This window comes from Methyloceanibacter stevinii (assembly GCF_001723355.1).
GTDB lineage: Bacteria > Pseudomonadota > Alphaproteobacteria > Rhizobiales > Methyloligellaceae > Methyloceanibacter > Methyloceanibacter stevinii.
Genome location: NZ_LPWE01000013.1, coordinates 460,491 through 471,810 on the forward strand (window position 1 = coordinate 460,491; position 11,320 = coordinate 471,810).

The following is an 11,320-nucleotide window of genomic DNA, read 5'->3' on the forward strand; positions in this document are numbered from 1 at the left end:
TTCCCGTAGTACGCAGAGTCGCGAAATGACAATTCCGGAGCACATAGAGATTCTGCGTCGCGGCCCCCGCGTTTGGAACGCGTGGCGTGCCGAGAACCCGTCGATCGTGCCCGACCTCGAGGGCATCGCCTTGAGCATCGGCGACCGCCAGTTGGGCCCGATGAACGGCGGCCCGATCAATCTGTCGAGGGCGCTACTGGCCGACGCGACACTCTATTTCGCCACCCTGACCGGGGCGGATCTGCGCGGCACGGACCTGACGAATGCGGACCTGCGCGGGGCGCGGCTCGAGGGCGTCGACCTGACCGGCGCGGACTTGGCAGGGGCGAATCTCGATGGGGCGAATTTGTCCGGCGCCGTTCTCAAAGCCGCCAATCTCAGCGGGGCCAGCCTTGCCGACGTCCGCGATTTGACGACTGATCAGATCGGCGAGGCCGAGGGAAACCTCGGCACAGTTCTTCCCCAGGAACTGCAGCGTCCGGCACTGTGGAGCGTCGGCCAAGGCATCCTCCACATCGAGACGGCGCGCGACGCGGTGGAGGAGGAGGCGTACGAGGCCCCCGCTGCCGAGGCGCCTGCCGAGCCGGCGCGCATGTCGTTCCGCGCGGTAGCGGAACCGGAAGAGGCGTACCAGCCGGAAGAGACCCCTGAACCGGAACCGGCCGCTTACGTCGAGCCCGAACCGGAGCCGGAGTCAGAGCCCGTTCAAGCGTCGCCCGTCGAGACGCCGGTGTTCTCACCGGCGCCTGCGCTGCCCAAGGTGGAAGTCTCTCGGCCCCAGCCTGCGCCGGAGCGTTTCGAGCCGCAACGAGTTGTGATGCGGTCGAACGGCCACGACACGCAGCGTGATGAGCAGGGTGACAACGAGAACAAGCACGTCTCATGGCTCGTGGGTGGTCCTCGCCGCGCCGGCAGACCTGCGCGCAACTGGCGCGATCGCGCCTAGCGACGCCCGCCGCGTGGCACCTTTCCATTTCATCTCATTGGTTTTCGCGGCGCTCGTCCCGCTCTGGTTTGCGTCAATGCCCGCGCACGCCGAAGAGCCCGTTGTTGAGGCAGAGCCTGCCTTCGCGCGCGCCTGTCCGGCTACGCATATCCCTTCGACGTCCAGACTCTGGCGCTGAAGAACCAGCGCCAAGACCTTGAAATGGCGTACATGTACCTGCCGGCGAAAGGGGATGCGCCGACCGTGGTCTTGCTCCACGGCAAGAACTTCAACGGGGCCTACTGGGGCCGGACGGCCGAGTTTCTCGCGGCCCGCGGCTACGGCGTGCTGATGCCCGATCAGATCGGCTTCGGGAAATCCTCCAAGCCGACAGCCTATCAATTCAGCTTCAATCAGCTTGCCGCGAACACCGCTGCTCTGATGGACGATCTCGGAATTGAGAAGGCCGTCATTGTCGGCCATTCCATGGGCGGCATGCTCGCCGCGCGTTTCGCACTCGCTTATCCCGAGCGGACGGAACGCCTCGTGCTCGTCAATCCGATCGGGCTCGAGGACTATCTCGACTACACGACCTATCCGGACATCGTCGCCGCTTTCGAGCGCGAGAAGGGCCTGACCGGTGCCGATATCGTCGCGTACCAGCGCAAGAACTATTACGACGGCGCCTGGAGCGATGCGTACGACGCGCTGACGATACCGTTGCGCGGTTGGATCAACGGGCCCGATTCCGAGCAGCTCGCCTATGTCTCGGCGCTGACTTACGACATGATCCTCACCCAGCCCGTAATCGATGATGTCGAACTGCTTGCGGTTCCGACCACGCTGATCATCGGCACACGGGACCGCACGGGCCCGAACAGGGCCAACAAGCGGCCGGGCGCACGCGTGAACTGGGCCGCTACGACCGGCTCGGCAAGGAAGCCGCGTCACGCATCCCGAACGCTCAACTGATCGAACTCGACGGGCTCGGTCACCTCCCGCAGATCGAGGACTTCGATCGTTTCAAGGATGCGCTGCTGCAAGCGCTCGGTACGGATCAGTAGCGCATTCCGGCCCGGAGAAGGGGTTTCCCGCTCCAGTTGTCGTCCCTCCGCTGCAGAACCTCTGCGTCGTCGATTTGTCATGAGCCGGTGCCACGTTTAGATTTTGTCTAAAGGGGCAACGATGATGACAAAGTCGGCAGCAAAGAACTTGTTCGCCTTCTTTGAAGGCGATCCTGAGCAGGCTGATCGCGCCGTATTTGGCCGTGAGTCGTATCCCGACCGGCGCGGGTTCCTAGGCGGCGCGGGACTTGCGGCCATGGGTGCCATGCTTGGCGCCGCGATCCCCTTCCACCGAAACATGCCAGCCGGGTTTGTTCCGGCAGCCTTGGCAGACACCGATGTTCTGCAAGGCAAGGATGGTCTCGTCCTGTTGAACGACCGGCCCATCAATGCCGAGACCCCGCCCCATCTTCTGGACTCGCCCATCACCTCCAACGAACATTTCTTCGTGCGGAACAATGGGAACGTGCCGCCCGACACCAGCGCCAATGGTTGGGAACTCACGATTGACGGTCTGGTGGACACTCCCCTGAAGCTCACGATCGCGGACCTCAAGGAGCAATTCGAGGTGGTGAAGCTCGCGCTCGTGATCGAGTGCGGGGGCAACGGCCGGTTCTTCTTCAGCCCGCCGGCCGGCGGGAACCAATGGACGTACGGGGCGGTGGGGTGCGCTTACTTCACGGGCGTGCGGCTGCGCGACGTGCTGAAGAAAGCCGGCGTGAAGGAGGGCGTCATCTACACGGCCCATGAAGGGGCCGATCCGCATCTTTCAGGGGATCCGGCAAGGCTGCCGATCTCCCGCGGGCTGACAATCGAAAAGGCGATGGCGGACGATGTTCTCATCGCCTTCGAGATGAACGATACGGAAATTCCGGTACTGAACGGGCGTCCCTTGCGTCTGGTCGTGTCCGGCTGGCCGGGCTCGTGTTCGCAGAAATGGCTCACCCGCATCTGGCTACGCGACGTGGTGCACGACGGGCCGAAGATGGGGGGCACGTCCTACCGCGTGCCGCGCTATCCCGTGGCGCCCGGTCAAGATGTGCCCGAGGAGGATTTCGACATCATCATGCGGATGCCCGTCAAATCGCTCATCACGAATCCCGCCACCAAGTCCGATGTCTCGGGTAAAGCCGTCGACGTGCGCGGCCATGCCTGGTCCGGCGATCGCACCATCGAAAAGGTGGACGTGTCGATCGACTTTGGCGCGAGTTGGATGCCGACGGATCTCGCCCCGCCGGTCAATTTCGGCGCCTGGCAGAATTGGAAGAAGACCGTCACCTTCCCGCAAGCGGGTTATTACGAGATCTGGTCGCGCGCCACTGATAGCGCGGGCGCCACGCAGCCCTACGCCGTGGGATGGAATCCGAAAGGCTACCTCAACAATTCAATGCACCGCGTGGCCGTCAATGTCGCTTAGCCCGATGGCGCCATCCCGAGCTCTGGCTGCGCTCGTCTGCTGGGGCGTTCTGTTCGTAGGGCTGGGGAGTGGCGGCTCGAAGGCCCAGACCTTGGATGACCGTCTTGCCAAGGCGAACCCAGCGAAGGGGAAAGAGATCTTCGTGCGTTGCGGGACTTGCCACACGGTCGAAGAGGGCGGCCCTACGAAGATTGGGCCCAATCTGTGGAGCGTCATCAACCGGCCTGTGGCGAGCGTAGACGGTTTCGCCTACAGCGAGCCTTGAAGGATTTCGGCGGCAACTGGGAACTGGAACGGCTCGACAGCTTTCTTGCCGATCCCGCCGGCACGATTTCCGGGACCCGCATGATGGTTCCCGGCGTTACGGACGCCGCCGACCGCGCCGACCTGATCGCCTATCTCAACCAGAACAGCGCCAACCCGCTGCCGATCGGCGTGGACCCGGAACTTGCCGAGGCGGAAACCGCGGCCTCGGACGCCGACAAGAAGCGGGACTTCGGATTGATGGTCGATGCGCCCGGTGTCGAAACGACCTACGCGGTGTGTACGGCGTGTCATTCGGAGATGATCATCGTGCAGCAGGGCAAGTCACGCGCGCACTGGGACAAGGCCATCACGTGATGATTGAAAAACAGGGCATGCCGACCCCATCCGATGAGGATCGCACGGTGATCCTCGATTACCTGGCGGCCAACTACAACGTGGACAGGCCGAACTTTCCGCAGCGGTAGCAGCAGGGGTTGCCGTTACCCCGCCAGATCGAACGCGGGCGCGTAGTGGATCTCGCCGCTCGGCGCGCCTCCAGCGAAAACGATCCGCTGAATGTAGCGCGTCGGCAGATCGCCATAGCGCAGCGCGCCGTCGCTCATGAAACCGAACCGGCCATAGAAGCGGGGATCGCCAAGCACCACACAGCCGGCGGCGCCGTTCGTGTGCAGATCGGCAAGGCCGTGGCTGACCAGCGCCGAGCCGGCGCCTTGACCCTGATAAACCGGATCAACCGCGAGCGGCCCAAGGCCGAACCAATCTCCATGCGCGCATCGATGGCGACCGGCGAAAAAGGCGATATGGCCGACGACGGTGCCGGCAATTTCGGCGACCAGGGAGAGTGTCATGTCTCCGCTGGCCCGTAACGCGCGCACGATCGCCGCCTCGGTATGATTGGCGTGGGAACTGGACGCAAAGGCGCCATCCACGACGTGATCGATCGCGCTTCGTCCGAAGGGACTTCGGGGCGAATCTTCATGACGGATGTAGAATAAGGGCAGAGGCCCCGGAGTCCGAGGTTTCGCGCTGCCCTATCGCTTCTTGGACTGCTCGTCTTCCTCGGCGATCCGTCGAATCCGCTCCTCTTCGACGAGGCGCTCCAGATCCTTTTCGACGGCTTTGGACGATTCGCTCAAGGAGGAGGCCCGTTTGCGTCGTGCGCTTTCCCGGGCGAGAAAGGCCTCTAGCTTCAAGTCTCTGTTTTTCTTGTCATTTTCCATAAGTCGTCCTTGGGCCGTCAGGCGCTCGAAAACACGCCCGGCGGATTGTCGTCGAGAAAGATGACAGTTGGATGCAAGTCGCCTTCGCTTGAGGGTTTGCGTTGATCCGTGTTCGGAGCCTGTGCGTATCAGGGTGGGGGCAGATCAACACCGGAGCAAGCCATGTTGAGATCGGTTTGTCTTGTTGGCGCGGTGCTCGGCGCCGCCATGTTCGGAATGGCGGCCAGCGCCTCGGCGCAGTCGCTCGAGCGCGCCATGGCCACCTATTATCGAGGGGACTACCCGGAGGCCATGCAGGCCATGACGCCGTTTGCGGAAGACGGCGACAGGCATGCGCAATATCTGATCGGGTACATGCACGAACGGGGGCAGGGCGTTCCGCAGGACTATGCGGAAGCCGCGAAATGGTACGCGCAGGCCGCCGAGCTCGGTCACCCGTTCGCGCAGAACAATCTCGGGGTCCTCTACAAGCACGGACGCGGCGTGCCGAAGGATGTCGTCGCCGCCTACGCCTGGTTCGGGCTGGCCGCCGACGGCTATCAGGCTGCCGAGTTCGGGCATCGCGAGCGTGCACTGACGAACCAGCATGACGTCGCCGCCCAGATGTCCGGAGAACAACTCACCGAGGCGAAGCAGCGCATCCAGGACCATCGCGCCAACGACCCCGGACTTCCCGAATATCGCCCGCCGAATGTCCGCTGAGACGGTGCGGCCCCCGCGCCGCAGCCGGGCCATAGTTCGTACTTAGGTCTCGGCCGCCTTTGAATAGGTGGCCCGAGGTCCTTGGATATGACTGTGAACAATGAGCCGTCCTGCATTTCTTCGTCGGGAAGATCGGCGCGGGCAAGTCGACGCTTGCGGCGGCGCTGGGCCGGGAGCCCAAAACGGTAGTCGTGAGCGAAGACGATTGGCTCTCCGTCCTGTATGGCGAGGAGATCGCCTCCATCGAGGATTACCTCAAATACTCATACCGGTTACGTGCTGTCCTGGCCCCACATCTGATCGCGCTGCTGCGCGCCGGCCTCGACGTCGTGGCGGACTTCCAGGCCAACACGATCGAGGCGCGCCTGTGGATGCGGGAGATTTTCAAGACGCGGGCTGCGCCCATCGTCTGCATTTTCTCGATGTTCCGGACGACGTATGCCGCGCGCGTCTGCGCCGGCGCAACGCCGAAGGGGCGCACCCGTTCGCCGCAAGCGACGAACAGTTCGACAGGATCACGCGCCACTTCGTAGCGCCGTCCAAGGACGAGCAGTTCGAGGTGATCGTGCACCGGCAGAGGGAAGGCAATACGCAGTAGGCGACTCGCAGTCGCCTACTGCAGCTGTCGATCGGGACGCTGCGGCTTAGACCGGCTCGGTCGCCTTCACGTCCTTCTCGTAGGTCTCGTAAACGATGACGGGAATGCCGAGGTCGCCCAGATGGCTCGCGATCAGCGGCTCCACCTCTTCCCAGGTCAGACCGCCGACGCCCGTCGCGAGCTTGGGCAGGGCCACGGAGGAGATGTTCTCCTTCTCGAGAATGGCGCACAGCTCTTTCAGAGCGTGATTGACGTTGTGCGCGGTCGCCTTGCCTGGATGAGCCTTTTCGTCGGGCGCGGGCTCCTGCGTCATCAGGTTGATGACGACTCGCTCGGGGCCGGCCCAGAGCCAGGCATGTCCGGGCTTCGGGTTCTCCTGGTGGCAGTAGTGGCGAAAATCCTTGGCCATGGCCGGATGCCGCTCGCGGAGTGCCAAGGCCAGGCCCTGGTTGAAATGATCGTGGGGGGCGACGCCGTGGGCAATGGCCTGGGCATCGCTCAAAAGGATGTCGCCGCGAACTTTCGTGATCAATTTGGTACCTCGTGACATGGGGAGATCGGGCGAACCGCCCGAGAGCGTTAAAGTAGGAGTTGCGGCTCGGCCGAACTTTGCGCCTGATCAATGAGGCCTGGCGGGGCAACAGTCAATCGGGTGGCGGACGCGCGCCAGACCTTCAGATGCGGTTTACCCATCACCGATTCGTAACTTGAATCCGCCCAGAGCCGTCCAATAATCGCGTGTGTTCCTGGCTCCCGTCAGGAACCACACATTGGGAGGAGTATGATGAAAACTCTAGTGATCCTATCTGGCGTCGCTGTGTTGATGTCGACCGGCTACGCAACGGCGGCAACCATGTCCTCCGGACGCCCCTCGGCGGTCCTGAGCCGCGACGACTGCAAGGCGGTCTGGAAGGCTGCGGTGCCGTCCGGCCGGTACCTCGACAGGGCCGATGCAGCCCCTGGATCGTCAATTTCAAGCTCGCGGACGGTCCCGATCAAGACGGTCAGATATCGAAACGCGAGTTCAAGAAGGCCTGCTCGAAGGGCCTTGTCAAAGGCACCGTGCTACGGGACGCCAACTAGCGCGCGATTCCGTCGAACGTCGTTAGCCTAGAACATCGGCGGGCCAGGGAGTGGCGTTCCCCGGCCCGTTGCATTGCCGAGGTAGGCGCCCCGATGTCGGCAGAGACTTGTGCTGAGCGCCCGCCTCGCGACGACGACCTCAAGACAGATGGTGAGCCGGGTGCATGGCGGAGGGGGTGGGATTCGAACCCACGAGACGGTCGCCCGCCTGCCGGTTCAAGACGGTGCCTTCAACCACTCGGCCACCCCTCCGGAAAGTCCGCCCGCTGCATCTTGCGCTCGAGACCGAAGCACGGTCTCCTTGCGAGTCGGAGGCACACATTCCTTCATGACGTCATGAACCGCAAGTCCAGCGAAACCGGCGAAGCCGCGCCAGCCGACAACGGCAGCTCGAGCACGCCGGAGCCTGCCCCCGAGCGCCACGGCGAGCACAAATACCGCCGGACCAGAGCATTCGGGCGGATCGTCAAGGATGTCGGGATCAGCACCGGCCGCGATCACTTGTCCGTGGTCTCGGCGGGGTGTGCGTATTACGCGCTGTTCGCGATCTTTCCGGCGCTGACAGCCTCGATCTCACTCTACGGGCTAACGGCCAATCCCGAGAATGTGGAGCGGCAGTTCGACATCTTCCAGACTGTGCTGCCGCCCGAGGCCTATGCGATCGTGCTCGATCAGATCAAACGCATCGCCGAGACGTCCGGTCAGACACTGGGATGGGGTTTCGCGGCGGGACTTTTCGTCGCGCTCTGGAGTGCGAACCACGCCACGCAAGCAATGTTCTCGGCACTGAACATCGCCTATGGCCAGCCGGAACGGCGCGGCATCGTGCACTTCTATCTCGCGGCCGTCGGCTACACGTTCATCGCCATTGTCGGCGTCACGGCCATGCTCTTCGCCATCATCTCCGTACCGCTGCTGTTCGAGAACTCGGGGCACCCGCACGCATTCCAGACGGCCGTCACCTATTTGCGTTGGCCGGTCTTCTTCCTGCTGACGTTGTTCTTACTGGCGCTGGTCTACCGCTTCGGCCCCGAGCATGAAGACCCGCAGTGGCACTGGGTGACGCCGGGTTCCATCTTCGCGACGGCGGTCTGGCTGCTCGCGTCGTTGGGCTTCTCGTATTACGTCTCGAACTTCGCCAACTACGGCAAGATGTATGGATCGCTCGGCGCCGTGATCATCCTGCTTTTCTGGCTCTATATCTCGTTTTACATCGTCCTGATCGGGGCGGAGATCAACGCGGCCGTCGAGCGGGAAGCAGGCGCGCGGCCCGCGAGCGCCAATTCAGGTTCGGACAGAAAAAGTGTTTCGAAGCATGGTGCCTGATCGGGTTTAGACGAAACAGTCCACAGAATTTCTTTGCGGGATCTCTATCGTTCCTCCGGGGACAATCGGCGGTCGATCGCTTATGCTTGGCCCACCGGACGTCGCGCAAATGCGCTTAATTGGGGGAGGTCAGACTAAGAGCCATGGATCCTGTACTTCTGAATCCGTTGATTGCACTAGTCGCGGGTGTTCTCATTTTGCTGATGCCCAGAATTCTCAACTATGTCGTTGCGATCTACCTGATCGCGATTGGCATCATCGGTCTTGCACAGCACCTGCAATAGTTTAGCTGCAGTAACGACAGATTGAAGAGGCGAAAAGCATCCTTATTGCTAGGGTGCTTTTCCACTCTTTGAGACTCGGACAGACGAACTGCGCTCTGGAACCGGCTGTCGGCATCGCCTATATTTTTCGTTCAACCGAATCTGAGGCCGAGTAGGGTACCGGCCAGGATCGGCTGGACGTTACTCAGGACGTTACACAGTCTGTTCGAGGGCGACGGGCGCTCAGCGCGCCAAGCTGCGCGCGAGTACGTGAGTATCTGACGAGAGCTCGTTGTGATGATGAGGATATGAAGCGAGTGATGGGTCGAGCGAGTCGAGTTTGCCCGAGGCACGGGCGCGGTGCGCGTAGACACGCCGCGGTCCTATCCATGACTGTCGTGCTGGGCGCGTTGCTCGGGCTCCTCGTGGTTTCGTCGGCAGATACATTCGCAGCGGCCGACGCAGACAGCCGCGACGAGGCCGCGCACAAGGCCACGCCGAAGGCGGATGGCAAGGCGGCAAACAAGAATGCCGCCGACACTTCCGCCGAGGAGAGCTGGTTCGCCAATCTGAACCAATCCAAGATCACGCTCCGCGGCAGCGCGCCGTCCGAAGAGGACCGGCAGACATCGCTCGGCATGGTCAAGGCACATTTCCCGAACCTCACAATCGAGGACAAGGTTGCGGTCGCGCAGACCGATCAGCCGCGCGAGCAGTGGCTTGCGGCGGTCAGCTTCGGTCTGCAGCAACTCTCGCTCATGTCGAGGGGCAAGGTACAGGTCGACGGGGGCGCACTGACCGTGAGTGGCGAAGCCGCCGATGCCCAACAGTACGGAAAGCTCAAAAAGGCTTTGTCCGGGACATTGCCTGCCGGCCTGACCGTCAAGGCAAATGCCGTGCGTCCGCCGATCGCCGATCCGTTCGTCTTTCAGGCGGACCTGGGTCCCAATGCTTTGAGTCTGGCGGGGAGCGTACCGAGCGAGGGCGCGCGCAAGGACGTGCGCGATCTCTCGCGGCAGCTGTTCGAGCGGCCCGGTCTGGACGATCGACTGGAAGTGGCCTCCGGCGCGCCGAAGAACTGGGACAAGGCGGTTGCTGCCGCCTTGCGGGCCCTCTCGCGGCTCGAGACCGGGAAGGTCGCCCTGACCGGCGTGGCGGTGAGTATCGAGGGCATCGCACCCGATCACGGTACGGCCGTGGCGGTGTCGTCTCAGCTCCGGCGTGATCTGCCTGACCGCTTCTCGACATCCGAAAGCATCAAGTGGAAGGAAGCCGCCTCGCACCTGAATCTGGGGTTGGATCCGAGGACGGCACAGGACGTCGCGGCCACGATCATTCCACGGATCAAAGTGCCGTCGAGAGGGCAGCCGCTGGCGGAGCGGCTCGCTGCCACCGCTGATACCGCTCAGCGAGGGACGCTGACAGGGGGGCTCAAGCGCCCCTAATCGTTCACAGCGAAAAACGACGCGATGGCCTCGATCTGATCGCGCTCGGCCAGCGTCGGCGCATGTCCCTGTTCGGGAATTGTCATGGAGCGCAAGTTCGGGTGGCGCTCGACCATCTCGTTCAGCGTATCGGCGCTGAGAATATCCGAATACTCACCGCGAATGACAAAGGTGGGCATTTTGCTCAGGGCAATGAATTCCGGCCAAAGGGGCGGGAAGGGACGGCTGAGATCGGTCGTGCTCATCGCCTTGGCAAGCTTGCGGTCGTAAGACAGAACGAGCCGCCCTTTGCGCTCTTCGAAAACGCTGCGGGCCATCTGGTCCCACTGGGCGTCGGTGTTGCCCGGGAACCCGCGCTCATTGATATCCCGCATGATCTGCATGGCGTCCGCCCAGGTCTTGGGCGTGGGCATGCGCCGGACATAGTTCATGATCCGCGCAAGGCCTCTCGTCTCGATGACCGGGCCGATGTCGTTGAGGACGACGGGCCCCATGACGGTCGGCCGCGCGGCTGCCATCAGCATGGTGACGATTCCGCCCCGGGATGTCCCGACGATTCCGACCTGGTGCAGGCCCTGAATGGTCAGGAAGTCGAGGACGTCGTCCAACTCCACGTTGGGCATGTAGTTGCGCCAGTTCGGATCGAACTCCGACTGACCGCGCCCGCGATAGTCGAGACAATAGACATTCCGGGGCGTTTCGGGATGAGTGGACAGATAAGTCGCCAGGGCATGGAAGTCGCGGGAATTGCGCGTCAGCCCTGCGAGGCAGATGACACTGCGATAGCTCTCGTCCGGAGCCGGGTAGTGGCGCGCGTACAGCCTCAAGTCGTCCGACGAGGCATAGTAGATGTCGTGCCAAGGTTGGTCTGAAGATCAAGCATAGTCCATCGCCAATTTGGGAAGCACCCTCAGTGTAACCCGTACAATGCGTACCGGAAGGCATCGCACCCTTTCGGTACCTTGATGGCGGATCAATGCTTAAGAAGTCAACTGCGCAAACGGCTTGGC

13 protein-coding genes, 1 tRNA gene and 1 pseudogene are annotated in these 11,320 nt (G+C 62.7%); 10 read left to right on the forward strand and 5 right to left on the reverse strand.

Annotated elements, in window-relative coordinates; genetic code table 11:
- Positions 1 to 25: 25 nt before the first annotated feature.
- Both AUC70_RS18455 and AUC70_RS14300 read left to right on the forward strand, forming a co-directional pair.
- On the forward strand, positions 26 to 946 hold the full coding sequence (locus AUC70_RS18455) for a pentapeptide repeat-containing protein (protein WP_069445441.1): 921 nt from the start codon (positions 26 to 28) through the stop codon (positions 944 to 946).
- Between the two features lie 201 nt (positions 947 to 1,147).
- A complete protein-coding gene (locus tag AUC70_RS14300) occupies positions 1,148 to 1,897 on the forward strand; it encodes an alpha/beta fold hydrolase (RefSeq protein WP_206599399.1) in 750 nt (249 codons plus the stop codon).
- Here the strand turns inward: AUC70_RS14300 and AUC70_RS17620 are convergent.
- Positions 1,873 to 2,070, reverse strand: coding sequence for a hypothetical protein (locus tag AUC70_RS17620; RefSeq protein ID WP_206599400.1), 198 nt, complete (start codon positions 2,068 to 2,070; stop codon positions 1,873 to 1,875). The two genes, AUC70_RS14300 and AUC70_RS17620, sit on opposite strands and share 25 nt — an antisense overlap.
- 40 nt (positions 2,071 to 2,110) lie before the next feature.
- Between AUC70_RS17620 and AUC70_RS14305 the strand changes: the two genes are divergently transcribed.
- Genes AUC70_RS14305 through AUC70_RS14315 form a run of 3 tightly spaced genes read left to right on the forward strand, consistent with a single transcriptional unit; the run spans position 2,111 to position 4,027 of the window.
- Positions 2,111 to 3,406, forward strand: a complete 1,296-nt coding sequence (locus AUC70_RS14305) for a sulfite oxidase (RefSeq protein ID WP_206599401.1) — start codon at positions 2,111 to 2,113, stop codon at positions 3,404 to 3,406.
- The gene (locus AUC70_RS17625; RefSeq protein ID WP_141702146.1) at positions 3,396 to 3,671 is read left to right on the forward strand and encodes a c-type cytochrome; all 276 of its coding nucleotides are present in this window, start codon (positions 3,396 to 3,398) and stop codon (positions 3,669 to 3,671) included. Before AUC70_RS14305 ends, AUC70_RS17625 begins: the two co-directional genes overlap by 11 nt.
- Entirely contained in the window at positions 3,668 to 4,027 is a 360-nt protein-coding gene (locus AUC70_RS14315; protein ID WP_069445445.1) for a c-type cytochrome, read from the forward strand. Before AUC70_RS17625 ends, AUC70_RS14315 begins: the two co-directional genes overlap by 4 nt.
- A gap of 125 nt (positions 4,028 to 4,152) precedes the next feature.
- Here the strand turns inward: AUC70_RS14315 and AUC70_RS14320 are convergent, their stop codons facing one another.
- Entirely contained in the window at positions 4,153 to 4,602 is a 450-nt protein-coding gene (locus AUC70_RS14320; protein ID WP_083241606.1) for a GNAT family N-acetyltransferase, read from the reverse strand.
- A 453-nt stretch (positions 4,603 to 5,055) separates the two neighbouring features.
- Here AUC70_RS14320 and AUC70_RS14330 point away from each other — a divergent pair, with 453 nt between their 5' ends.
- Both AUC70_RS14330 and AUC70_RS14335 read left to right on the forward strand, forming a co-directional pair.
- Positions 5,056 to 5,595, forward strand: a complete 540-nt coding sequence (locus tag AUC70_RS14330; RefSeq protein WP_069445447.1) for a tetratricopeptide repeat protein — start codon at positions 5,056 to 5,058, stop codon at positions 5,593 to 5,595.
- A 164-nt stretch (positions 5,596 to 5,759) separates the two neighbouring features.
- Positions 5,760 to 6,193, forward strand: a pseudogene (locus AUC70_RS14335) (P-loop nucleotide/nucleoside kinase family protein).
- Positions 6,194 to 6,239: 46 nt separating this feature from the next.
- On the opposite strand, the gene AUC70_RS14340 reads toward AUC70_RS14335, so the two are convergent.
- Both AUC70_RS14340 and AUC70_RS14345 read right to left on the reverse strand, forming a co-directional pair.
- Entirely contained in the window at positions 6,240 to 6,725 is a 486-nt protein-coding gene (locus tag AUC70_RS14340) for a macro domain-containing protein (RefSeq protein ID WP_083241607.1), read from the reverse strand.
- A gap of 716 nt (positions 6,726 to 7,441) precedes the next feature.
- Positions 7,442 to 7,528, reverse strand: a tRNA-OTHER gene (locus tag AUC70_RS14345).
- An 84-nt stretch (positions 7,529 to 7,612) separates the two neighbouring features.
- On the opposite strand from AUC70_RS14345, the gene AUC70_RS14350 reads away from it, so the two are divergent.
- The 3 genes from AUC70_RS14350 to AUC70_RS14355 all read left to right on the forward strand — a co-directional run bounded on the left by AUC70_RS14350 (position 7,613) and on the right by AUC70_RS14355 (position 10,310).
- Positions 7,613 to 8,602 (forward strand): YihY/virulence factor BrkB family protein, encoded by a 990-nt coding sequence (locus tag AUC70_RS14350; protein ID WP_069445449.1) that lies wholly within the window; start codon positions 7,613 to 7,615, stop codon positions 8,600 to 8,602.
- Between the two features lie 143 nt (positions 8,603 to 8,745).
- The gene (locus AUC70_RS16490; RefSeq protein ID WP_083241608.1) at positions 8,746 to 8,886 is read left to right on the forward strand and encodes a DUF3096 domain-containing protein; all 141 of its coding nucleotides are present in this window, start codon (positions 8,746 to 8,748) and stop codon (positions 8,884 to 8,886) included.
- A gap of 368 nt (positions 8,887 to 9,254) precedes the next feature.
- Positions 9,255 to 10,310: a hypothetical protein gene (locus AUC70_RS14355; protein ID WP_141702148.1), complete on the forward strand. Its 1,056-nt coding sequence runs from the start codon at positions 9,255 to 9,257 to the stop codon at positions 10,308 to 10,310.
- Here AUC70_RS14355 and AUC70_RS14360 read toward each other — a convergent pair.
- Positions 10,307 to 11,137 carry an alpha/beta fold hydrolase gene (locus AUC70_RS14360; RefSeq protein WP_244505643.1) on the reverse strand — a complete coding sequence of 277 codons (831 nt, stop codon included), beginning with the start codon at positions 11,135 to 11,137 and terminating at the stop codon, positions 10,307 to 10,309. The genes AUC70_RS14355 and AUC70_RS14360 overlap by 4 nt on opposite strands.
- Between the last annotated feature and the right edge of the window lie 183 nt (positions 11,138 to 11,320).